The 21,256-nt window shown below is 73.1% G+C and carries 21 protein-coding genes and 1 pseudogene; 12 read left to right on the top strand and 10 right to left on the bottom strand.

The window, feature by feature from the left end:
* The first annotated feature begins 119 nt into the window (after nt 1-119).
* A complete protein-coding gene (locus ABT048_RS27000) occupies nt 120-1,481 on the top strand; it encodes a hypothetical protein (RefSeq protein WP_350524099.1) in 1,362 nt (453 codons plus the stop codon).
* Nucleotides 1,482-1,556: 75 nt separating this feature from the next.
* Here ABT048_RS27000 and ABT048_RS26995 read toward each other — a convergent pair whose 3' ends face one another.
* Entirely contained in the window at nt 1,557-2,471 is a 915-nt protein-coding gene (locus tag ABT048_RS26995; protein ID WP_350524098.1) for an ATP-grasp domain-containing protein, read from the bottom strand.
* 157 nt (nt 2,472-2,628) lie between these two features.
* Nucleotides 2,629-3,753, bottom strand: a complete 1,125-nt coding sequence (locus ABT048_RS26990; RefSeq protein ID WP_350524097.1) for an FAD-dependent oxidoreductase — start codon at nt 3,751-3,753, stop codon at nt 2,629-2,631.
* A 113-nt stretch (nt 3,754-3,866) separates the two neighbouring features.
* Here ABT048_RS26990 and ABT048_RS26985 point away from each other — a divergent pair, with 113 nt between their 5' ends.
* From ABT048_RS26985 to ABT048_RS26975, 3 genes are all read left to right on the top strand, one after another.
* Complete coding sequence (locus tag ABT048_RS26985; protein ID WP_350524096.1) at nt 3,867-4,589, top strand: TetR/AcrR family transcriptional regulator; 723 nt, start codon at nt 3,867-3,869, stop codon at nt 4,587-4,589.
* 214 nt (nt 4,590-4,803) lie between these two features.
* Nucleotides 4,804-5,445, top strand: a complete 642-nt coding sequence (locus ABT048_RS26980; protein WP_350524095.1) for a dihydrofolate reductase family protein — start codon at nt 4,804-4,806, stop codon at nt 5,443-5,445.
* A 5-nt stretch (nt 5,446-5,450) separates the two neighbouring features.
* Nucleotides 5,451-6,293 carry an alpha/beta fold hydrolase gene (locus ABT048_RS26975; protein ID WP_350524094.1) on the top strand — a complete coding sequence of 281 codons (843 nt, stop codon included), beginning with the start codon at nt 5,451-5,453 and terminating at the stop codon, nt 6,291-6,293.
* 210 nt (nt 6,294-6,503) lie between these two features.
* On the opposite strand, the gene ABT048_RS26970 is transcribed toward ABT048_RS26975, so the two are convergent.
* On the bottom strand, nt 6,504-6,977 hold the full coding sequence (locus ABT048_RS26970; RefSeq protein ID WP_350524093.1) for a MarR family winged helix-turn-helix transcriptional regulator: 474 nt from the start codon (nt 6,975-6,977) through the stop codon (nt 6,504-6,506).
* 61 nt (nt 6,978-7,038) lie between these two features.
* Here ABT048_RS26970 and ABT048_RS26965 point away from each other — a divergent pair, with 61 nt between their 5' ends.
* Entirely contained in the window at nt 7,039-7,395 is a 357-nt protein-coding gene (locus ABT048_RS26965; protein ID WP_350524092.1) for a hypothetical protein, read from the top strand.
* 500 nt (nt 7,396-7,895) lie between these two features.
* Here the strand turns inward: ABT048_RS26965 and ABT048_RS26960 are convergent, their stop codons facing one another.
* The 3 genes from ABT048_RS26960 to ABT048_RS26950 all read right to left on the bottom strand — a co-directional run bounded on the left by ABT048_RS26960 (nt 7,896) and on the right by ABT048_RS26950 (nt 12,241).
* Nucleotides 7,896-8,561 (bottom strand): hypothetical protein, encoded by a 666-nt coding sequence (locus tag ABT048_RS26960; protein ID WP_350524091.1) that lies wholly within the window; start codon nt 8,559-8,561, stop codon nt 7,896-7,898.
* 274 nt (nt 8,562-8,835) lie between these two features.
* Entirely contained in the window at nt 8,836-10,752 is a 1,917-nt protein-coding gene (locus tag ABT048_RS26955; protein ID WP_350524090.1) for an OmpL47-type beta-barrel domain-containing protein, read from the bottom strand.
* A gap of 139 nt (nt 10,753-10,891) precedes the next feature.
* Nucleotides 10,892-12,241: an MFS transporter gene (locus tag ABT048_RS26950; RefSeq protein ID WP_350524089.1), complete on the bottom strand. Its 1,350-nt coding sequence runs from the start codon at nt 12,239-12,241 to the stop codon at nt 10,892-10,894.
* A 56-nt stretch (nt 12,242-12,297) separates the two neighbouring features.
* Here ABT048_RS26950 and ABT048_RS26945 point away from each other — a divergent pair, with 56 nt between their 5' ends.
* Complete coding sequence (locus ABT048_RS26945) at nt 12,298-12,690, top strand: MerR family DNA-binding protein (RefSeq protein WP_350524088.1); 393 nt, start codon at nt 12,298-12,300, stop codon at nt 12,688-12,690.
* Between the two features lie 28 nt (nt 12,691-12,718).
* Nucleotides 12,719-13,084 (top strand): annotated as a pseudogene (locus ABT048_RS26940) (transposase); the annotation flags it as partial.
* Between the two features lie 64 nt (nt 13,085-13,148).
* Here ABT048_RS26940 and ABT048_RS26935 read toward each other — a convergent pair.
* Entirely contained in the window at nt 13,149-13,826 is a 678-nt protein-coding gene (locus tag ABT048_RS26935; RefSeq protein WP_350524087.1) for an NUDIX domain-containing protein, read from the bottom strand.
* Complete coding sequence (locus ABT048_RS26930; RefSeq protein ID WP_350524086.1) at nt 13,823-14,206, bottom strand: DUF4406 domain-containing protein; 384 nt, start codon at nt 14,204-14,206, stop codon at nt 13,823-13,825. The genes ABT048_RS26935 and ABT048_RS26930 overlap by 4 nt, the downstream gene beginning before the upstream one ends.
* 49 nt (nt 14,207-14,255) lie before the next feature.
* On the opposite strand from ABT048_RS26930, the gene ABT048_RS26925 reads away from it, so the two are divergent.
* On the top strand, nt 14,256-15,014 hold the full coding sequence (locus tag ABT048_RS26925) for a DeoR/GlpR family DNA-binding transcription regulator (protein ID WP_350524085.1): 759 nt from the start codon (nt 14,256-14,258) through the stop codon (nt 15,012-15,014).
* Nucleotides 15,015-15,440: 426 nt separating this feature from the next.
* Here ABT048_RS26925 and ABT048_RS26920 read toward each other — a convergent pair whose 3' ends face one another.
* Nucleotides 15,441-15,923, bottom strand: a complete 483-nt coding sequence (locus ABT048_RS26920; RefSeq protein ID WP_350524084.1) for a MarR family winged helix-turn-helix transcriptional regulator — start codon at nt 15,921-15,923, stop codon at nt 15,441-15,443.
* 43 nt (nt 15,924-15,966) lie between these two features.
* Between ABT048_RS26920 and ABT048_RS26915 the strand changes: the two genes are divergently transcribed.
* The 4 genes from ABT048_RS26915 (at nt 15,967) to ABT048_RS26900 (ending at nt 20,174) form a co-directional block, all read left to right on the top strand.
* Nucleotides 15,967-16,938: an alpha/beta hydrolase gene (locus tag ABT048_RS26915; RefSeq protein WP_350524083.1), complete on the top strand. Its 972-nt coding sequence runs from the start codon at nt 15,967-15,969 to the stop codon at nt 16,936-16,938.
* 120 nt (nt 16,939-17,058) lie between these two features.
* Nucleotides 17,059-18,480 (top strand): SMI1/KNR4 family protein, encoded by a 1,422-nt coding sequence (locus ABT048_RS26910; protein ID WP_350524082.1) that lies wholly within the window; start codon nt 17,059-17,061, stop codon nt 18,478-18,480.
* A gap of 115 nt (nt 18,481-18,595) precedes the next feature.
* Nucleotides 18,596-19,036 (top strand): VOC family protein, encoded by a 441-nt coding sequence (locus ABT048_RS26905; protein ID WP_350524081.1) that lies wholly within the window; start codon nt 18,596-18,598, stop codon nt 19,034-19,036.
* Nucleotides 19,037-19,250: 214 nt separating this feature from the next.
* A complete protein-coding gene (locus tag ABT048_RS26900; RefSeq protein ID WP_350524080.1) occupies nt 19,251-20,174 on the top strand; it encodes a hypothetical protein in 924 nt (307 codons plus the stop codon).
* A gap of 75 nt (nt 20,175-20,249) precedes the next feature.
* On the opposite strand, the gene ABT048_RS26895 is transcribed toward ABT048_RS26900, so the two are convergent.
* Nucleotides 20,250-20,990 carry a dienelactone hydrolase family protein gene (locus ABT048_RS26895; protein WP_350524079.1) on the bottom strand — a complete coding sequence of 247 codons (741 nt, stop codon included), beginning with the start codon at nt 20,988-20,990 and terminating at the stop codon, nt 20,250-20,252.
* Nucleotides 20,991-21,256 lie beyond the last annotated feature (266 nt).

Below are 21,256 nucleotides of genomic sequence, written 5' to 3'. Positions count from 1 at the left end.
GCGGGCCCGTGGCGGACCGCCGGCAGGTGCACGGCGGACGGCCGGCGGAAACCGGGTTGCCCGGGCGGCGGCCCGTCGACGATCATCCTGGGGTCCTGACACCCCAACCCCGGAGACACATGGCCACCGAACTGTCCGAAGCCCGGAAGCTCTTCGAGTCCGGTGACTCGCAGGGATCGATGCGGGTGCTGCGCTCCGCCGCCGACCGCCTCCCGCCCGCCGAGACCGCGGCGCTGGTGGCCGAGTTGGCCAGGGGCGCCGGCTTCGAGAACCTGGCCGAGGCTTCGACAGCGCTGGCGGCCGGGCCCGGGCAGGCCGACCGGCTGTACGCCTACGGCTACGCCTGCGTCGAGCGCGGCATCGACGCGGTGGCCGTCCCCGCGCTGCGGGAGGCGCTGCGCCTGGTCCAGGCACCGCCCGCCCCCGCGCCGCCCACCCCCGCGGCGCGCACCGGCCTGTTCCGCCGCAAGCCCAAGGAGCAGAAGGAGCAGAGCGGCCGACAGCCCGGTCTGCGCAAGGTCCTGCTGGAGCTGGTGTCCGCCCTGGAGGGCTGCGAGCGGCACACCGAGGCACTGGCCGTGCTGCGCGAGCACGACGCCCGCCTCGGCGACTGGCCCGACCGGTACCTGACGGTCTACAACGCGCTGATGGCCGGCCGGATATCCCTGGCCCGCGAGGTGTACGAGGCGCTGTCGGCCTCCGAGGGGGTCTGGGTCGGCCCGGGGCAGCGGGTGGGGCGGATGCTGGAGCGGGCCGCGGCCCTGCCTCCCGCCGACGACCGGGACCTGCGCGGCTGGCACCACGTGCTCACCGGCGGCCTGCTCACCACCCTCTCCCCGCACGGGTACGACCAGGGCATGACCGGCCGCTGGGCCTACCTGCAGGACGACTTCGACCAGTGCCGCCACGGTCTGGAACGCCTGTGCACCGTGCTGGCCGCGACCGGCCGCAAGCCCGCGTCGGTCGCCCTGCTGACCGACCGGGGCAGCCGGGCCCTCGGACTGGCCGCGGCGCAGCTGCTCGGCGTGCCGGCGGCGCCGTTCCGGCCGGGGCAGCCGGACGTGCTGGTGGTCGCGTACGACCTGAACGAGTGCGATCCCGCCGAGGTGGCGCAGCTGCGCGAACGGGCGGAGGGCCAGCTGCTCTTCGAGCACGCCACCTGCTGGACCGACCCGCCCGCGGTCACGGCCGACGTGTCCACCCTGCTGGGGCAGATCGTGAACGCCCCGTGGGAGCCCGGCCTGCAGTTCGGCGAGGACGGCGAACCGGAGGAGGCCGGGCCCGACCGGCGCTCGGCCGAGGAGCTCGCCGAGGCGATCCTGGCCGCCGCTCCGACCGCCCCGGAGGGGGACGGTCAGACCCCGCCCGACGGGGACGACGTCCTCACGGCCTTCGTCACCCGCGCCACCGGCTGGCCCGCCGCGGGCCCGCGCGACCGCATCGGCTCGGCCGGCCCGGTCCGGAGCTCGCGCTTCGCGTGACGGCCCGACCCGACCGCTCCGGTCCGCGGACAGGGCCGTCACCTGTCCGCGGACCGGACCGGTGGGTCCGGTGCCTCACCCCGCCCCGCCCTGCCGCCGCTGTCCGCCGGCCCGCGCCGCGACGGCTTCGGTGAGGCGTCCCGGTCCTTCGGCGCTGGTCTGGAGGAACAGGTTCGGTTCGATGAGTTCCAGTTCCAGGACGACCGGTTCCCCGGCGTTGTCCAGCACCAGGTCCACCCTGGCGAACAGCAGCGCGTCGGGTGACGGGACCGCGGCCAACGCCGCCGACGCGGTGCGGAGTTCGGCCTCGGTCGGCCGGTACGGTGCGACGCCGAGGTGCGGCACCCGGTCGTTGTCGATCACACCGGGCTCCGTCAGCAGGGGGGCCTTGCGGATCGCGTGGCTGAAGGCACCGCCGATGAAGATCAGCGCGCGTTCTCCCTCCGCCACCCGGGGCAGGTACGGCTGGACCATCACGCTGCGGCCCTGCTCCAGCAGCATCCGGGCATGACGGGCGGCTTCCGCGTGCCGGCCGGGCTCGTAGCGCGCGGTGTCCACGGCGCCCGCGGAGACCGCCGGCTTGACCACCACACCGTCCGCCCCTCCGAAGTCCGCCGGGGTGCAGGCGCTTCCGGGGTCGAGGAACCGGGTCGGCACGACGGCGACCCCGCTCCGGGCGAGCTCCCCCAGGTAGTGCTTGTCGCTGTTCCAGCGGACCACGGGCGCGGGGTTCCACAGCCGGGTGGCGCCCGCCGTGGTGTCCGCCCAGGCCAGGAACTCGTCGAGCCGTTCCACGTAGTCCCAGGTCGATCGGATGACCGCCAGGTCGAACCGGCCCCAGGCCCCGGGGTCCGCGTTCACGTCCGCGTCCCACACCACCGGCTCCGCCGACAGTCCGCCGGAGCGCAGCGCGTCCACGATCAGCGGGAGGTCCACGTCGTATTCGAGGCCGACCCCGCTGGTGACGACAGCAACCCGCGCAGCACTCATGCAACTCTCCCGCCGAAGACCCCGGCCGCACCGGGAAGGGGCGGCGCCCGCACAACGGCTGCGATCATGCCATCACCACCTCCGGGGCAGCCCGTCCGCACCGCCGCCCGCATCGCCCCGCTCCTCAGGACGCCCCGCTCCTCAGGACGGCTCCGCTTCAGGACAGCTTCGCCTCCGGGGCGAAGGCGGGCAGCTTGGCGAGACTGCTGCGCACGGCCTCGGCGCCGTACTCGAACATCTGCCGCTCGTAGTCGCCGACCGCGTCGAGCAGGTCCCGGCGGCCTTCGTCGGCCTCGATCAGGCGGCGGCGCAGCAGGTCGGCGTCGCGCAGCGCGGTGTTCGCGCCGTTGCCGCCGGTCGGGGAGGTGGCGTGGATCGCGTCGCCGAGCAGCGTGACCGGGCCGGACGCCCAGCGCTCACCGGGCTTGACCACCCGGATGGACAGCAGCGTGCTGTTGTCCGGGTCGGCCTGCTCGATCAGCGCGCGCAGCTGCGGGTGCCAGCCCTCCGTCCTGGCCAGCACGGCGTCCTGCGCGGTCAGTCCGCCGAGCGAGCCGTTCGGCGGCAGGATCATGGCCCAGCGCACGTAGTCGCCGATGTCGGGCAGCGTGACGTCGGGGGCCAGGTGCTCGGCGGCCTGCTTCGGCGGGGTGCGGAAGCGCATCGCGCCGAGCAGCAGGCTGACGCCGTCGCCCGTGATCTTCGAGCCGTAGGCCCTGGACAGGTCGGCGAACTCGTCGGTCAGCGGGGTGCGGCCGATGACGAACCGGACGCCGGTGTCGGTCGGGGTGGTCTGCGGCGACAGCACCCCGCGGACCGCGGAGGTGACGCCGTCGGCGCCGACGAGCAGGTCGGCGGTGGCCGGGTCGCGGCGGGCGAACCGGGCCCGGACCGTGCCGTCGGCCGCCAGGTCGTAGCCGGTCAGCGCGGCATCGGTGTGCACGGTGAGGCCGGTCAGCAACAGGTGCCGCAGCACCTGCCGGTCGACCACGATGCCGGTCCGGCCGGCGCCGAGCCTGCCGATCTCGTTCAACTGCGGGTCCAGGACCAGCTGCTCGGCGGAGGCGTCCGTGACGATCTCGTCCAGCAGCGCGTGCCAGCGCGCCGGCAGGCAGTCGCGCACCGCCCGGAAACCGATCGGGTCCAGCACGAGCCGGTAGCCCTGGAACCGCGAGACGATCCCCGGGTCGCGCTCGAACACCTCGGCCTCGATCCCGGCTCCGCGCAGACCCTGCGCGAGTGCCAGGCCTCCCAGACCGGCTCCGACAACGGAAACTCGCATCACACACCTCCGGGACATCGTGTACCTCCGGGACATCGCGACGAACTTAGTTCGTCCTGACGTTCTAAGTTCTACTCAACGAACTTAGTTCGCGTCAAGGTATAGTGGTCGGCATGTCCCCCGATCCCCGCCAGAGCCGCGCGGCTCGCCACGCCCGACCCGCAGCGGAGCCCGCGTCGGCACCCCGCAGGAAGCCGATCACCGTCGAACGGATCACCGACGCCGCCCTGGAGGTCGTCGCCACCGAGGGGTACGACGCGCTGACCATCCGCCGGGTCGCCGCCGTGCTCGGCACCGGTCCGTCGTCGCTGTACGCGCACATCGTCAACAAGGACGACATCGACGACCTGCTGATCGGCAGGCTCTACTCCCGGGTCGTGCTCCCCGCACCCGACCCGGCCGCCTGGCGCGAGCAACTGCTCGGGGTGTACGCACAGATCCGCGACCTGTACCTGGAGTACCCCGGGATCTCCCGCGCCGCGCTGGCCTCGGTGCCGACCAACCTGGAAACGCTGCGGGTCGGCGAAGGAATCCTGGCGATCCTGCTCACGGGCGGCATCGAACCGAGGACCGCCGGATGGGCCCGCGACGCGCTGTCCCTCTACGTCAGCGCCTACGCACTGGAGCAGTCGCTGGTGCGGCAACGGCGCCGGCAGCAGCACCAGGAGTGGGTGCTCAGCCACGAGGAGCTGCTGGACCGCTTCACCGCCCTGCCCGCCGAGGAGTTCCCGCAGACCCGACGCCACGCCGCCGAGCTGATCTCCGGCACCGGACACGACCGCTTCGACTTCGCCCTCGGCCTGATCGTCGACAACCTGCGGCCCACGTCCGGCTGACCCGCGGAGTAGCGGGCACGGCGGTCCGCTTGGCCTAGCGGTCCGCTTGGCCCGGCGATCCGCTTGGCCCGGCGGTCCGCGGGTGCCCGGTCGAGGCCGCCCCGGGGGCCGTGGTGGGCAGGTGCGGAAATCGGATCCCGGAGCAGCGATGAGTTTCGCCGCCCGGGCCGGTCTACATCCCGACCGGAACGACCCACTCATCGGGAGTACAGACATGGGCCTGATCCACATCGAGCTGTTCACCACCCTCGACCTCGTCGGGCAGGCACCTGGCGGCCCCGACGAGGACCCGGTGGGGTTCCCCTTCGGCGGCTGGCAGGTGCCCCTGCTGAACGAGGTCACCGGGGCGCAGATCCTCGCCGCGTACAAGGGCACGGACGCCCTGCTGCTCGGGCGGCGGACGTACGACATCTTCGCCGCGCACTGGCCGCACCAGAAGGACGGCGAGATCGCCGAACTGTTCAACCGGGTGCCGAAGTACGTGGCCTCCCGCGGCACGCCCGAGCTGCCGTGGGCCGGCTCCACGCAGCTCGGCCCGGACCTGCCCGCCGCGGTGCGCGAGATCCGGGACCGGCACGAGCACGTGAAGGTCGTCGGAAGCCTCGACCTCGTCCAGACCCTCCTGCGCGAGAAGCTCTTCGACCGCCTCGACCTCTGGGTGCACCCGATCGTGCTCGGCGTCGGGAAGAAGGTGTTCGACGGCGGCGCAGTGCCCACCAACCTCACACTCGTTGAGCCCCCGGCAGCCGGCCCCCAGGGCACCCTGTACCTGCGCTACGGACTCGCCGACGGCACCCCCCGCACCGGCGACATGAACGCACCCGACCGAGGCCTCGGGCACGACGGAAGCCGGTGATCCCGATGACCACCGTCAACACCCGCGGGATCGCCCTGGGCATCGAGTCGTTCGGTGACCGGGACGCACCACTGGTCCTGCTCGCGGGCGGGCCGACGATGCTCTCCTGGCCCGACGCGCTCTGCGAGCGCCTCGCCGCCGGCGGACACCGTGTGGTGCGCTACGACCTGCGTGACAGCGGGCAGTCCACGACGGAGGATCCGCAGGCGCCCGCCTACACCCTGCGCGATCTCGCCGCCGACGCCGCGGCCCTCGCCGACGCGCTCGGCGGGGCGCCCGCGCACCTCGCGGGGATCGGCGTCGGCGGCATGGTCGCCCAGGTGGCCGCGCTCGACCATCCGGACGCGTTCCGCGCACTGACCCTGGTCGGCACCCGCGCGGTCGCCCCCGGCCCGCCCGACGACGACCTCCCCGACCACGACCGGGCGGTGATGAGCCGGCTGTTCGCGCGTCCGATGCCGGACTGGACCGACCGCGAGGCGGTCGCCGCGTTCGCCGCGGCCGGCGCGGAGATCCTCGGCGACGATGCCGAGGCGGCTCGCGCCACCGCCGCGCGCATCTGGGACCGTACCCCCGGCACCACGCCCCCGGTCCAACTGGCCAACCAGCTGGGCCTGGTGTTCTCCGGCCTCGACTGCACACCCCGCTGGCGCGAACGCCTGCCCGGGATCGGCGTCCCCACGCTCGTCGTCCACGGCCGGCACAACCGGTTCTTCCCGGTCGGCAACGGCGAGGCGATCGCCCGCGCGATCCCCGGGGCACGGCTGCTCGTCCTCGACGAGGCGGCCACCGCGCTCCCCGAGACCGCGGTCGGCGACGTCACCGCAGCGATGCTCGCACTCCGGTAGCGCGCGGAGGGCTCACGCCTGCTCCGCGCCGTCCGCCCCCCGGGGCCGGGCGGCGCGGAGCAGCGGCCGGCGCCGCCCTGCGCGCGGCGCCGACTGTCGGGAGGCGGCACTACGGTGCCGCATGACACCCCGATTCCGCCGCCGCCTTCGTCCCCTCGGCCTCCGCGGACTCCCCTCGCGACGGTGCAGGGCTGGTCAGGCGATTCCGTCTCACTCCGTCGGCAGACCTGCCTCGGCTGCGAGGACGGCGAGGGCCTGCTGCAGGGCGGTGAGCTGGGCCGGCGTCAGGGCGGCGGTGAACTGCCGGTCGAGGGTCTGTGCGGTGGCGGTGCACCGGGCGAGGAGTTCGCGGCCCTCGTCGGTGAGGGTGAGGATCTGGCGGCGGCGGTCGGCGGGGTCGCGGACCCGTTCGACGGCGCCCAGGCGTTCGAGGTGGTCGGCCAGCGAGACGACCAGGCTGGGCACCACTCCGAGTCGGGCGGCCAGGTCCTGTTGCGACGCTGACGTCGCGTGAGCGAGGGCGACCATCAGGCCGACGTGCTTGGGTTTGACGCCCAGTGGCTCGACCGCGGCGGCGAAGCGGTCGGCGGCGACCGTCCCGAGCGTGCCGAGCTTGAACACCACGGTGCCGGGGATGCCTGCGCCCTCGGCGCTGGCCGGCCGACCACCCTTGACTTCATCCATGCCTCGAAGCATACAATCGCCATAATGATTCACGGCTCGAATGATTCGAGGAGAGAAGAACATGCAGATCGTGCTGGCGAGCCTCAACGCCGCCGTCGCCCTGCTCTCGGGGGTCTCGTCCCTGGTCGGCCTGGCCCGGCCGTCCCTCGCACTGGCCGAAGGCGAACAGCTCGGCCCCGGCGGGACGTTCTTCCTCGGCGCCTACGCCGCCCGGGCACTGCCGCTGAGCCTGGTCACCCTGGTCGCGCTGGCGGCAGGTCCCGCAACGGCGCTGCCGCCGGTGCTGGTGGTGTCGGGGCTGGCCCAGGTGGGGGACGCGGTGCTCGGCGCCCGACGGGGCAACCGGCCGATGGTCGCCACCTGCATCGTCCTGGCCCTGATCCACCTCGGCTCGGCCGGCTGGCTCCTCGCCCGCTGACGCCCCCCGACGACCCGCCGACCCGCCGACCCGCCATCATCCCGGCCGGGGCCTGAGGAATCGGAAGGACCATCGAGTTCCGCACCCTGCGGCCATCGGGCCGCCGCTCGGTCCGGATCCGTCAGGGGCCGACCACGCGGCAGCTCGGCCACGGGAGGCCGGCCGCGGCGGCGGGAGGCGTGGTTGGACGGCGGCCCCGACTGCGGTGGGGGCCGCCGTGCCGGGAATGCTAGACCGGCGAACCCGTTGCGAACAAGGCTTTGACCTGGGATTTTACGGCCGCGGACATGCCATCCGGAGCATGGCGCTCCGCACTCCGCCCTGCCCCGCCGCCCGCCGGGGCGCCGGCGGACCCGGGCGGGGCGCGCTGAGGAGCCGGACCGGCGGGCGGCGGGACGGGCCGCCGACCGGTCCGACTCCTGGTCGCCGTGCTCGCCGTGCTTGCCGGGACACAGTCGACAAGGCGTCCGGACGGGCGGGCGAGGACCTCGTGGGAGGGGTCAGGGGTTACAGGTGGCGGGGGTGGTCGAGGTGTTGGGCTCGGTGCACAGGGGGCCGAGGCCCGTGACGGCGTCGGGGCGGGTGATGAAGGCGAGCGGCCCCGCGTTGTGCTCGCCGTTGAACGGCGTGCTGCCGGTGAAGCCGCAGGGCGCCGCGTCGGCGGGGCTGTTGAACCAGAACCCGACGTGGAAGGTGTTGGTGGGCGGCAGGGCGACGTCCGGGTCGAAGCCGAAGATCTGGTCGAGCAGGATGGTGCGGATCCGGGCCCGGCCGTCCCCGTGGTGGTCGGTGTGGAGGTCGGACTGGTACCAGGCCAGGCCGAAGCTGCCGGTGAACGAGGGGTCCGGGCTCCCGTCCGCCAGCTGGTTGCTGCGCTGGACCGTGAACAGGTCGAAGTCGAGGTCGGGCTTGAAGCCGTGCAGCTGGATGTCCATGGTGTCGTTCAGTTCGCCGCGGCGGACCTCGGCCTCGACGCGCGGAGTGCTGCCGTTGCCGGCCAGGCACGGCAGGAACGCGGCGTTGGGGAACAGGCGGAACTTGGTCGTGTCGTTCGCACCGTTGTGCGGTGCGACAGCGCTGGCGGTGCCCGTGCCGGAGAGGGTGAGGGCGGCCAGTGCCAGCGCGAGCCCGAAGGCGCGGCCCGGGCGGAGCCGGTGCAGGGACATGAGTCTCCTTCCAGAGAAGATGACACTCTGAGTAGCTGAAAGTCACATACTGTGACCCGGCCCCAACCTGTACCACCCCGTCGCACCGCAACCGCTCCGGCACGCCGTCCGGCCACGGCCGACGCGTCCCTGACAGGCCATCGGACCAATCCTCGCCGCGCGAGTGGCCGAAGTGCCGACGCTCAGCCCCGTTGCGCCGACCGGGTACGGCACGGGCCCGGGCCACCGCGTGGTGGCCCGGGCCCGGGTGGCGGTGCAGCACGCGCCTGGCCGGTCAGCCCTCCTGGGTCTCGTGCCAGGGCTCCGGGGAGTGCGGGTCGAGGTCGATCCGGAACTCCAGGCAGTTCACCTCTTCCACGTTCTGAGCGTGGTCGACCGAGCGGTACTCGACCTGGTGCCGGCCGTTTCCGCGCACCGTGAACGGCCCGGTGTAGGGCGTCCACGCGCCGCCGTCGACCCGGTAGTCGGTCATGGCGACGCCACTGATGTCGTCGGTGGCGTCGAGGGTGACCGTGACGTCCGAGTGGAAGACGCCGTGCCGGTCGGGGTGCGGGTGGGTGCGTGCCGTGGTGACCGGCGGGAGCGTGTCGAGGGGCAGCTCCATGACGGCGTCGTCCATCGTCATCTCGTTCTCCTCGGTCGGCGCCGGGACGCCGTTCGCGCCGGAGTGGGCGATCGAGCCGCCGCGCAGCTGGATGCTGCCCCAGTCGTCGTGGCCGGGCAGCAGGGTCTGCACCGTGTCGTTGTTGGTGTCGAACGCGACGGTGTTCTGGCTGATCATGCCGTCGCAGTTCCAGTCGACCTGGCCGGCGCCCGACTGGACGGTGACGAACCGCGAGCCCTGCTTGGTGTTCGGGCACCAGTGCGCGACGTCGTAGCCCGAGGTGCTGGGCGGGAACTGGCGCTCGTTCAGCGTGGGCTCGTTCAGCGTGCCCACCTGCCGGGAGTAGTCCATGATCCCGGTGGTCGTGCCGATCGACAGGCCGCCGAGCTGGTAGGAGTAGTTCATCACGCTGAAGTACTGCGGCTGGTGGTTGGGCGTGTCGGCGTTCCCGGCGTGCTTGAGGCCCAGGTTGTGCCCCAGCTCGTGCATCAGGGTGCCGGCCTGCTGGTCGAGGTCGCCGACCCGGTTGGCGAAGCTGCCCAGGGTGACGATGAAGTCGCTGCTCGGGGCCCCGGCGGCGATGCCGCTGTAGGTCACGCCTGGCTGCAGGTTGTGGGCCGAGATCGCGTAGTGGAAGATCGAGCTCCGGCCGGTGCTGATGAAGCCGCCCTTGGCCGTCTTGATCTTGTTGAAGTCGTCCCAGAGGTAGCGCCCGTTGGCGTCCACCGTCCCGAGGTTGGCCGCCTCGGTCTGCTTCTTCGCCTTGCTGAGCGTCCCCCAGGTGGTGTTCTTCGAGAAGTCGAGGATGCTGTCCGGGCCCTCGTCGACGTGCAGGTTGATCCCCGTGGTCGGGCTGTGCCGGTTGTACGGGGAGTTCTTGAAGGCGTCGACCACCTTCCTGATCGCGTCGCTGGTGAGCGCGTGGCTGTGGGTGTCGTCCGCCATCCAGTCGACCTGGACGAAGATGTCCGGCTTGTTGACGTCCGCGCCCATCGCCTTGAGGTCGATGAACTGCGCGGGGCTGCCGTCGCTGGGCTGGATCGTGACGCCGTTGCGCTTCCAGTCGTCCGGGATCCCGTCGCAGGTGGTGGAGTTGCAGTCGACGGTGAAGGTGACGGGGGTGAAGGGGTCGGTGCCCCCGGTGTGGCTCACCACGTAGCCGGTGGGCGCGGTCTCGGTGAAGGTGTTCGGCTCGTCGAGCGGGGCCGGGACGTTCCAGCCGAGCGTGACCACGGTGCCCTGGCTCTCGCCGGCCACCTGGTAGGTGACGGTCCCCGACGCGCCGGCGGAGCCCCTGCACACGCCCACGTTGAACTGTCCGGTGCCGCCGAGGGCGGCGAGCCGGGCCGGCGGGTTCGTGTTGGCGCACCCGTCGGTGATCTGGAGGTTGACGAAGGTCAGGTCGCGGTCGCTGCTGTTGACGAGGTTCACCCCGACCAGGCCGCCCGCCCGGCGCGCGGCCGCGGCGGGGGTGATGGTCGCGACGAGGGTGAGCAGGGCGAGGGCCAGCACGAACAGGGGTGCCGGGCTGGGGTGTCGGAGGAACCGTGGGAGCACGGCGGCGCCGGGAGGACGATCTGCAGTCATGGCATCACGCTAGGTGTCCGGCCGTCGCGAACCTGTCATGCCCCGTCGGACAGTCACCCCGACGGCGGCCAGCCGGGAGCGGGCGGCCGCGTCCGCTCCCGGTCGGCGGCGTCGTCCGCTTCCGGTCGGCGGCGTCGGATCAGACGCCGGACGAGGCGTCGGACGAGACGCCGGACGGAGCGTGGGACCGGCCGTCGGACGCGACGCCGACGGCCGTACGCACGGCCGGGCCCGCGGGCGCGCCCGCCCGCCGACGCCGCCGTCGCACGGCGTGCCAGCCGCGGAGCGAGGCGGCGAGGGCGGCCGTGAGGATCATGGCGAGGCCACAGCCGACCAGCAGGACCGGCGCCGCCACACGGTTCAGGAGCAGCCCGCCGAGCGTGGCCCCCAGGGGCGAGGCCGTGATGAGCACCGCACTGCGGGCGGCGAGCACGGTGGTGAGCGATCCGCTCGGCGCCCTCTCCTGGAGCAGCGCCAGCGACAGCGCGGAGTACGGTCCGTAGACGACGCCGGCCGCGGCGAAGCCGATCAGTGACGGGACGGCGTTGTGCGCGACCGCGAACGGCAGCAGGCCGATGCCGTGGCCGGCGACGATGGCGAGCATGGTCGGCCACAGCGGCAGTCGCCCGGCGGCTCCGGCACCCAGCGCCCCGACGACGGCTCCGGCGCCGAACGCGGCCCAGTAGGCGCCGAGCAGGCCCGCGCCGTCGTCCAGGGAGTGCGCGACGAACAGCGGCAGGGCGACCTCGACCGGCCCGTAGGCGAGGTTGAACAGCCACGTCAGCGCCAGCAGTCCGAGCAGCTCCGGGTGGCGCCGGAACACCCCCAGCCCCTGCCGCGCCCCACCGGTGCCGGGCGGCCCGGCCGGTGCCGCCGGCAGGGCGATCCGGCCGACCTGCACCGCGAGCACGGCGAAGGTGACCGCGTCCAGGCCGATGATCCACGCCGGCGACACCACGCCCGCCAACAGGCCTGCCAGCACCGGGCCGAGCACGGTCGCGCTCGACAGGCTGGTGCTCAGCACACTGTTCGCGGCCAACCGCAGACCGTCGTCCAGCAACGGCGCGAACAGCGCGTACTTGCCGGCCTTGCCCCAGGCGTGGAGGAACGAGGACGCGCCCAGCAGGACGACGTAGCCGACCGGGCCGAGCACACCGGTCAGGTACCCGACCGGGACCGCGCCCAGCAGCAGGGCCCGCAGGACGGCGTCGGCGACGAGCAGCCGCTGCGCCGACAGCCGCCGCAGCCGGCGGCCCAGCACCAGCGCGCCGAGCGCGCCCGGCAGGGTGTACGCGGCCACACAGATCCCGACCAGCGCGCCCTGACCGCCGCGCGGGGCCAGCGAGAGCGCCAGCCAGGCGACGGCGACGGTGCTCATGCCGTCCCCCAGGTCCGACAGGGCGAAGACCGGCAGCAGGCGGCGGAAGGGGCGGACGGCGAACAACGGGCGGTAGGCCCCGGGCAGCACGTGCCCCAGAGATGAGAACATGCACGTCACGGTCGTGCTTCAAGCGCGCGTGAAGTCAACCCGTCGGGGGCGTGGGCGTGCGGTACCTGGGAATTGGCGAGCTGTCACGGACCGTCGGGGTCCGGGCGTCCGCGCTGCGCTACTGGGAGGAGCGCGGACTGCTGCCGGGCGCCCGGCGCGAGGCGGGGCGCCGGGTCTGGCCGGCCGGTGCGGTCCGGCGGGTCGCGCTGATCCGGATGGCGCAGCGGGCCGGCTTCACCCTCGCCGAGATCGCCGCCCTCCTGAACGACGACACCTCACCCGGGGCCACCCGCCAGTGGCGCGAGCTGGCCGCCCGCAAACTCCCCGAGCTCGACGAGCACATCGCCCAGACCCAGGCGCTGCGCCGGGCCGTCGCGGACTGCATGGCCTGCGGCTGCATGAACTTCGACCAGTGCGTGCTGCTGACGCCCTCCGGCGAGGCACCCTGACGCCTGTGGTTTCGAACTGCTCCGCCCGAGGGCACCGACAACTATCAAGGCCTTCGCCAACCTCTACGGCGCCAAGTTCCCCATGGCCGTCAAGAAGATCACCGACGACCAAGACGTCCTGCCGGCCTTCTTCGACTACCCGGCCGAGCACTGGATCCACCTGCGGACCACCGACCCCATCGACTCGACTGTCGCCACCGTCCGCCTTCGCACGAAGGTCACCAAAGGCGCCGGCTCCCGCGCCGCCGGGCTCGCCGTGGTGTTCAAGCTCGTCGAGTCCGCCCAGACCTGCTGGCGCGCCGTCAACGGCGCCCACCTCGTCCCCCTGGTCCGCGCCGGAGCCCGCTTCGCGTGCGGGCGGCTCGTTGAGCGACCCGAACTCACTGCTGCTTGACGGGGCCCGTCCCCGCCCCGGCTCGGCCGTGGACCCGAGGCGGGTCGGCCAGGGCGCGGCGGTGTCAGCTGGTGGTCGTTGCGGGGGCGAAGGGTCCGTCCAGGGCGGCCCATTGCAGGAGCAGGACGGTCTTGCCGTCGGTGATGCGTCCATCGCGGGTCATGGCGAGGGCGTCAGCGAAGGGCAGTTCGAGTACTTCGATGTCCTCGCCGTCCTCTTCCAGCCCGCCGCCGGTCCCGGTGCGGTCGGCCGGGGTGTAGGGGGCGGCGTAGAAGTGCAGGCGCTCGGTGACCGAGCCGGGGCTCATGTAGGCGTCGAGGATGTGGGTGAGCGTACCGAGCGTCACGCCGAGTTCCTCGGCGCTCTCGCGACGGATCGCGGCGAGTGGGTCGTCGCCGTCGAGCAGCCCGGCTGCGGCTTCGACGAGCATGCCGTCTGGGTGGTCGTTGACGTAGGCGGGGTAGCGGAACTGGCGGGTGAGCAGCACGCGGCCACGCTCGGCGTCGTACGGCAGGACGACGGCGCCGTTGCCGCGGTCGTACGTCTCGCGCTGCTGGGTGACCCAGCGTCCGTCGCGGCGTCGGTAGTCGAAGGTGGTGCGACGCAGGACGTGCCAGCCATGGGATGTGAGCTCCACGTCGCGGACCACGACGTCGGGGTTGCGGTCCAGGTCGCGTCCGGCTTGGTCGAGGCCGATGCGGCCGCGGTGGTCGGGGGTCTCGATGCCGGGGCGGGCGTTCACGCGGCCTCCTGTGCGGTGCGGTGCGGGATCTCGTCCACGTCGTGGTAGACGGGCAGGCCTCGGCGGCGGGCGGTGGCGACGTCCTGGTCGGCTCCGGTGGATTCGCCGGGGAGGCGGAGTACGGCGTCGCAGTGGGCGAGCAGGCGCTCGGCGGTCGGATAGAGAACCTGGTCGGCGAGTGGATCGGTGGGGCCCGAGCCAGCCGAGCGCAGGACGGGCAGGGCCACCCATTCCCCGATCACGGGAAGGTGGCCGGCGGCGAAGACCGGCCATGCTGCCGCTTCGAGCCGGGCGAGGTTGGCGGCCATGGCCTGCGGGTCGCCGTCGGTGCCGGAGCGGTAGGGCCCGGCGATGAGGATGAGCATCGGCTTGTCGGTCATGGGGCGCTACGATACATGCAGAAACGTGCAAGAACAGGAGAGAACACGGATGATGGCTGCGGAACGGCGCGACCACCTGCTGAGTCTGCTCGCCCGCGAGGGCAAGATCGTCGCCAAGGACGTCGCCGCCGGCCTGGGTATCTCCGAGGACAGCGTGCGGCGCGACCTGCGCGACCTCGCCGCCGAGGGGCTGTGCCAACGGGTCTACGGCGGAGCGCTGCCCGTCTCCCCGGCCGTCGTGGACTACACCGCCCGGCAGGCCGTCACCCCCGACGGCAAGCGGAAGGTCGCCGCAACGGCCGCCGCGCTCGTGCGGTCCGGCAGCGCCGTGATCCTGGACGGCGGCACCACCGCCCTCGCCGTCGCCCACGCGCTCCCGCTGGACCTGGCGTGCACCGTGATCACCCACAGTCCGACGATCGTGGTCGCGCTGCTGGAGCATCCGCAGGTTGAGGTCTTCCTGCTCGGCGGCCGCGTCTTCAAGCACTCGGCGGTCGCCTGTGGCGCCGCCGCGGTAGAGGCCGCCCAGAACGTCTCGGCCGACCTTTGCCTGCTCGGCGTCACTGGCGTTCACCCGGAGGCGGGACTGACCACCGGCGACGCCGAGGAGGCCGCGATGAAGCGCGCCCTGGCCGCACGGGCCGCGGACACCTACATCCTGGCCTCCTCCGAGAAGATCGGCACAGCCTCCCGGTTCCGCGTCCTGCCCTGGGAGGAAATCAGCGGACTCATTACCGACGCCGCCCCCCACCACGCAGTCGTCGAGCAACTCACAGAGCGCGGCGTGGAGGTCCTGCCGGCCGGCTGAGAGCCACGGACCGAGCGGGGGACCGCAGGAGAATCAGGGCGCCGCCCGCCAGCGCGATTCGGCCATCCACAGGATTCGACAATGGCTCACCACAAATCGCCACCAAGGTCGCCGGTCAGGCCCGCGACTTGGAGACCGAGGCGCATCCACTTCGTATGAGAGACGGACCGGTCCGGGCCCAGTTCTACCCTGTCAGATCGCCCCAATGGGCGCGAGTCACCAGGTCTTCGGCCATGGGTGCAAAAGTACATCCGAAGATGTGCCGCCCGCACCGCAGTACGGCCCGGCCGGCCGGGGTCTCGGAGGTAGGGGTGATCTGCGGGGCTCCGGCCGTGCGGGACGCCTGCCGGAGTCTTCGGAGGCGCGACTGTTCCTGCCCCCCGGGGGGGGAGAGGTGCGGTGGTCCGGGGCCGAGTTGACGGTGGGTCAGCCGGTGGGGGTGCCGATCTGGTCGCGTTCGAGGGCGGTCCGCAGGGTGGAGAAGGCCTGTGCGACGGCTGTCAGCGCGGGGCCGTCCAGGGCGCCTCCGAGCAGTTCGGCCAGACCGTCCGTGAAGGTGCGGTCCGCCTCCTCGACGAGCCGTGCGCCGTCCTCGGTCAGGGCCAGCAGTGAGGAGCGACGGTCGGCCGGGTTGGGCCGGCGGACCGCCCAACCCTGCTTCTCCAGGCGGTCGATGCCCTTGCTGGTCGCGCCGACGCCGATGGCGAACTCGGCGGCGAGGTCCGCCACCCGGCACCCGGGGTGGTCCCGCAGGTAGGCCAGGAACTCGTACTGCGAGGTGACGATCCCGTGCCGCGCGCGGAGGCGGTCGCTGAGGGCGTTGTAGAGGCGCGTCTCGCACCGGACCAGGTCGGCGAACAGCTCGGAGAAACCCGCTGCCGCGGCTGCTCCGCTCGATGTATATTCCACGGCATATAGTGTACAGGAAGATACTTCTGGCAGGAGTGTGCCCATGAGCAGGGAACAACGCATCCGGGTCGACGAGATCCTGAGGCAGCCGGGCCCGGACGGCCCCCACTCGGTCGAGGAGCTCCGGGCCGGATTCCGGCAGCTGATGGCCCGGATGATCGTGCCCCATGACCGCATCCGCACCTCGCCGACGACGCTCGGCGACCGGCCGGCACTGCGCGTCGAGCCGACGGAGGGAACGGGCCCCGGGCCGAACGGCGGCTCCGGCTCCGGGACGATCCTCTACTTCCACGGTGGCGGCTGGGTCTTCGGCTCGCCCGAGACCGCGCTCTCGCTCACCGGGAACCTCGTGGCCAGGACGGGCCTCGGAGCGTACTCGCTGGACTACCGGCTCGCCCCCGAACACCCCTTCCCCGCCGCGATCGAGGACACCCTGAGCGCCTACCGCGCCCTCCTCGACCGCGGTGAGGACCCCGCCGCCATCGTCCTCGCGGGAGACTCCGCCGGCGGCGGCCTCGCCGTCACCACCTGCCTCGCCGCCCGGGACGCGGGGCTCCCCCAGCCCGCCGCCATCCTGGCGTTCTCCCCCGGCACGGACGCGACCCGGACCGGCGGGAGCATGGAGACCAAGGAGGGCGTCGACCCGATCTTCACCCGCGCCGCCCTCGGCCACACCGGGGCGATGTACCTCGCCGGAGCCGACCCGCGTCACCCGCTGCTGAGCCCGGCCGTCCACGCCGACCTCACCGGCCTGCCCCCGATGCTGATCCAGGTCGGCACCAACGAGGTGCTGCTGGACGACTCCACCCGCCTGGCCGCGCGGGCGAGTGCGGCGGGCGTGGACGTCATCCTCGACGTCACCGCCGACGCGCCGCACGTGTTCCAGGCCTTCGCCGGCGTCCTCGACGAGGCGGACGAGGCACTGGACCGTGCCGCCCTGTTCCTGCGTCAGCGGATCCGGGCCGGTGGCGCCACGCGCCGGACCACGCCGGACACCGCCGGTCCGACGGGCTGACCCGGGGCCGTTCGGGCACAGCGGACTGTCAGTGACGGTCGGTACGGTCGTACGGACCGCAACCCGCAACTCGTCTCCACCCGACCTGATCCAACCCGTCGTTCCGTTCGGAGGACACCCGTGCAGACGCTCCACGCCTTCACCACCTGGGAGCCGCTGCTGACGCTCCTGCGGGCCGAGCACGCCGACCGCCTGGCCGGCGGCACCGGCCACGTCGCGGGAAGCATCAGCCCGACGGGGTGGAGCCTGAGCCTGCCGCTGACCGACCGGCTCCCACCGCGAGGGGAGCCGATGGTGTTCCCCGACCGGCAGCCCGTCACCCGCGCCGTGGCGCCGCTGCAGCGCGCGCTGGCGGAGGCGGGCGTCCGCGAGGTGATGTTCGGAGCGGACATCTCGCCGGACGGGCGGACCGTGCTGCACCTGTTCGGGACCAGCCCGGCGGTGGCGTCGGCGTTCGGATCCCCGAGCCCCGGCACGCTCCTCCTGGTCGACGACGCCGTCGCCGAACCCTGGCGCCGCCCGCCCGCTCCGGCGTCCGGGGCGGTGCCGGCGCCGTCGGCCGACCCGGGCCTGCTGGAGCGGACGCTGCGCGAACGGCTGCCGGACGCCGTCGGTGCGACGGAGGAGGAGATCGCCGCCGCGGAGGTGCGGCTCGGCGTCACGCTGCCCGAGGAGCTCAAGGCGCTCTACCGGGCGACCCGGGTGCGCCCGGCCGGGCCGGACGGCTCCGGGGACTGGGAGGCCGACTTCGCGGAGCAGCAGGCCGCCGAGGCTGCCGTCGGCTGCGAACTCTCCCCGCTGGAATGGCTGTTCACAGCCGACGCGGACACACGGCCGTGCCCGTGGCAGTACGCGGCGACCGAAGCGGTCGCCACCCCGCCCGACGCAGCCGTCCAGGACCTGGTCGGCTCGCCCGGCTGGATCGGCTTCGGCAGCAACGGCGGTGACACCTTCGCCGTCGACCTGACGCCCGGACCGCGCGGCCACCTCGGGCAGGTCATCCTCATCGACCACGAGCAGCACATCGGCGCCGAACTGTACGGCGAATCGCTGACGGAGCTGGTCCTGAACGGCTTCGAACGCTGTGCCCCGCGCGGCCGTGACCGGCAGCGGCTGCCGGTCACGGCTCGGGTCGGCGACCACCACGAGCTGTCCGATCTCACGTCCGCCGCGCACCCCGCTCTGGAGGTCGTGGAGATCTTCCGCCACGGCGGTGCGCCGCTGAGCCTCGCCCCCGTCGCCGGGCTGCCGAGGCTGCGCACCCTCACCGCCCACCCCGGCACGCTCGCCGACCCGCTGGAGGTCACCGGCCTGGGTGAACTGGAGTACCTGGGGCTCGGGGTGGAGGAATGGCGCGCCCTGCTCGACGCCGGGGCCGTCCCGCCCACGCTGCTCGCCGCCTGCGTCGAGGTGCGCGGCGACGAACACCCGTCGACGGTCGTCGACATGGCCAACGAACTGCTCGCCCTCCGGGGCCGCCCGCTGATCCCCCGCACCACCGTCCACGGGCGGCTCCGGCTCGCGGACCCGTCCGGGAGGTGACCGGCGGGCGGCCCGGGGGATCAGAGCGGTCACGGGTGTCGAGAACCGGCCGCCTGCGCCGTCCCCGGTATACCGGTGGCCTCGGAGGGCCACGCAGCGCAGAGGGAGAACCGTCATGACGCTCCAGCGGATGGACAACGTCGGCATCGTCGTCGAGGACCTGGACGCCGCCGTCGCCTTCTTCACCGAACTCGGCATGGAGGTCGAGGGCAGGGCGCGGATCGAGGGCCTGTTCGCGGACCAGACCGTCGGGCTCGACGGTGTCCGCAGCGACATCGCGATGATGCGGACCCCGGACGGCCACGGCAAGTTGGAGCTCGCGCAGTACCACGCCCCCGCGGCGGTCGGCGCCGGGTCGGACGACCCGCCGCCGAACACGCTGGGCCTGCACCGGGTCATGTTCGCCGTCGACGACATCGACGACACCATCGCCCGCCTGCGCCCCCACGGCGCCGAACTGCTCGGCGAGGTGGCGCGGTACGAGGACCTCTATCGCCTCTGCTACCTCCGCGGCCCCTCGGGCATCATCGTCGCCCTGGCCGAACGGATCGGCTGACGGCCGTCCGCGGCCGCCCTCCTCAGCAGGCCTGCGGACGAACAAGCCGTTGGTGTCCGGCCCGACGGGTGGTCCGTGCCGCGGGCCGCGCGAGCGGCCGGGTGTGCCCCGGGTTTGCCCCGGGTTTGCCCTCTGGTCCCTCGTCCCGTCGCTGCCGCCGCGGCTAGGTTGGGCGGCAGCGACCGGAACGGCAGGCAGGAAGGGCAGCCAGGACGTGCGCGAGACACGCAGGGCCACCGAGCAGCAGACGACGCCGACCGCCGCCGCCGGGCGCGCGGCCCGCCCCACGGGCCTGTTCGCGCAGCAGCAGCGGGTGGGGAACGCGGCGGTGACGCGCCAGGTGCAGCGCCGGAAGGCCGGCCTGGACGAGCACTACGCCACGAGGCCCACCGAGCACCCCGAGTGGAAGCCGTACCAGGAACTGACGGAGGCCGCGGGCATTCCCCGGCCCCAGGCCGACGCCGCCTGGCAACTGCTGCTCGGCGGGGTCGACTCGCAGGGTGCGATCAACGACGAGGCTGCGGCGAGGACGAGCGACCGCCAGGAGCAGCGCGAACTCCGCGCGTCCAACTCCTGGTACCAGGAGTTCGTGCGGCTCATGGCCGAGCACCTGGAGATCGGGACGCCCACCATGGCCCTGTGGGCAGGCGGCATCGAGACCAGCGAATACGCGTACCGGAAGGGCCACACGCCGGTGGCGCGGACCCGGATCGGCAGCGTGCTCAACGTCCTGGAACTGCACCCGAACTGGAAGCTCACCGGGCCGATGTGGAGCCTGGTGTCCAAGGCCTTCGTGTCCCGGGCGACCGGCCCCGTGCACATCTTCGTACGGGCTTACGACCCGGACAGCATCCTCATCAGGCTGGAGGTCCCGCACCTGCGGCTGGTGCAGCAGCTGAACCCGGACGTGAAACTGATCTGGCACCCCGTGTACACCGCTCCCGACGGGCAGTTGAGGGAGATCTCGAAGGACTACCGGCTCGTCGACAATGCGGAGTACGACGGGCGGGACACCTGTGTGCGCGTCCTGTTCCAGTACCTCAGGCTGTTCCACGAGGAGAGCAACACCAAGGCCGCCCCCGCCCGCACCAGCATGGAGAAGCTGATCGTTTCGAACGGCCACAAGGACGGCGTCTGACGCGGCGGCCTCCGGGCCCGGCCCAGGGCCCCTGCCGGTCGGCAGGGGCCCAACCCGCGGCCCGGGGGCCCGACCTCACTTCAGGAGGTGCCGGGCGAAGAACTGGGCGGCGGCGTCCCCCGCGAACTGCGGGACGCCGGTGTGCCCGCCGAGGTTGGCGTTCAGCGTCTTCTCCTGGGAGCCGAAGGCGTCGAACAGGTCCAGGGCCGCCTGCCGGTCGTTGCCCTCGTCGTCCCACTGCAGCAGGACGTGCAGCGGAATGCCGACCTGGCGGGCCTCCTCGAACATGACGGCGGGCACGAAACTCCCGGCGAACAGGACGGCGGCCTCGATGCGCGGCTCGACCCTCGCCAGCCTGGTCCCGATGGCGATCACTCCCCCCGAGTAGCCGACCGGGCCGCCGATCTCGGGCAGCGCGAGGAGGGCGTCCAGGGTGGCCTGCCATTCGGGGACGGCCTTGTCGACCAGCGGGAGGATGAGCCGGTCCACGATCTCGCCGCTGACGGGTTCGCCGGCTTCCAGCGCCCGGCGAAGGTCGGCGCGGGCCTGTTCGGCGGTGGCGGAACGGGGCCGGTCACCGCTTCCGGGGAGCTCGATGGTGGCGGTGGCGAAGCCGTCCGCCGCGCAGTGCCGGGCCCGGGCCAGCACTCGGGGGTACATCCGGGGCAGTCCGCCGGGGTGGCCCAGCAGGATCAGCGGCGCCGGTGCGGACGGGGAGGCGGATGCGGGCGTCCACAGGACGCCGGGGATCTCGCCGAGGGTGAATTCGCGTTCGAGGACGCCGTCGTCGAGGCGCTGCTCGGAGGTGAAGTGCATCGTCGTGCCTTTCGGGAGTGCTCGTGGAACGGCGCTCCCGGGACGACCTATCGCCCGACCGTGACCCCGGAGGGGAGCACCCATGTCGATACTGCGTTCACGGGTACCACCTCCTTGTTCTCTCGCACGGCCTCCGGAAACGTAGCAGGCGGTCTCGGCGGCCCGCAAACGGTTTTTGTGGGGCGGCGGGGGGGGGGGGGGCGGGGGGCGGGGGCCCCCGGGGGGGCCCGGGGGGCGCCGCGCCCGCCCCCCCCCCGGCCGGCCCC

The sequence above is a fragment of the Kitasatospora sp. NPDC096140 genome (genome assembly GCF_040303045.1).
Classification (GTDB): Bacteria; Actinomycetota; Actinomycetes; order Streptomycetales; family Streptomycetaceae; genus Kitasatospora.
This window is presented reverse-complemented; position numbering and strand designations above follow the sequence as displayed.

Excerpts from the sequence above, each read along its gene's own strand:
- ABT048_RS27000 (WP_350524099.1), top strand. The coding sequence starts at position 120 with ATGGCCACCGAACTGTCCGAAGCCCGGAAGCTCTTCGAGTCCGGTGAC.
- ABT048_RS26995 (WP_350524098.1), bottom strand. The coding sequence starts at position 2,471 with ATGAGTGCTGCGCGGGTTGCTGTCGTCACCAGCGGGGTCGGCCTCGAA.
- ABT048_RS26990 (WP_350524097.1), bottom strand. The coding sequence starts at position 3,753 with ATGCGAGTTTCCGTTGTCGGAGCCGGTCTGGGAGGCCTGGCACTCGCG.
- ABT048_RS26985 (WP_350524096.1), top strand. The coding sequence starts at position 3,867 with ATGTCCCCCGATCCCCGCCAGAGCCGCGCGGCTCGCCACGCCCGACCC.
- ABT048_RS26980 (WP_350524095.1), top strand. The coding sequence starts at position 4,804 with ATGGGCCTGATCCACATCGAGCTGTTCACCACCCTCGACCTCGTCGGG.
- ABT048_RS26975 (WP_350524094.1), top strand. The coding sequence starts at position 5,451 with ATGACCACCGTCAACACCCGCGGGATCGCCCTGGGCATCGAGTCGTTC.
- ABT048_RS26970 (WP_350524093.1), bottom strand. The coding sequence starts at position 6,977 with ATGGATGAAGTCAAGGGTGGTCGGCCGGCCAGCGCCGAGGGCGCAGGC.
- ABT048_RS26965 (WP_350524092.1), top strand. The coding sequence starts at position 7,039 with ATGCAGATCGTGCTGGCGAGCCTCAACGCCGCCGTCGCCCTGCTCTCG.
- ABT048_RS26960 (WP_350524091.1), bottom strand. The coding sequence starts at position 8,561 with ATGTCCCTGCACCGGCTCCGCCCGGGCCGCGCCTTCGGGCTCGCGCTG.
- ABT048_RS26955 (WP_350524090.1), bottom strand. The coding sequence starts at position 10,752 with ATGACTGCAGATCGTCCTCCCGGCGCCGCCGTGCTCCCACGGTTCCTC.
- ABT048_RS26950 (WP_350524089.1), bottom strand. The coding sequence starts at position 12,241 with ATGTTCTCATCTCTGGGGCACGTGCTGCCCGGGGCCTACCGCCCGTTG.
- ABT048_RS26930 (WP_350524086.1), bottom strand. The coding sequence starts at position 14,206 with ATGACCGACAAGCCGATGCTCATCCTCATCGCCGGGCCCTACCGCTCC.
- ABT048_RS26925 (WP_350524085.1), top strand. The coding sequence starts at position 14,256 with ATGATGGCTGCGGAACGGCGCGACCACCTGCTGAGTCTGCTCGCCCGC.
- ABT048_RS26915 (WP_350524083.1), top strand. The coding sequence starts at position 15,967 with ATGAGCAGGGAACAACGCATCCGGGTCGACGAGATCCTGAGGCAGCCG.
- ABT048_RS26905 (WP_350524081.1), top strand. The coding sequence starts at position 18,596 with ATGACGCTCCAGCGGATGGACAACGTCGGCATCGTCGTCGAGGACCTG.
- ABT048_RS26895 (WP_350524079.1), bottom strand. The coding sequence starts at position 20,990 with ATGCACTTCACCTCCGAGCAGCGCCTCGACGACGGCGTCCTCGAACGC.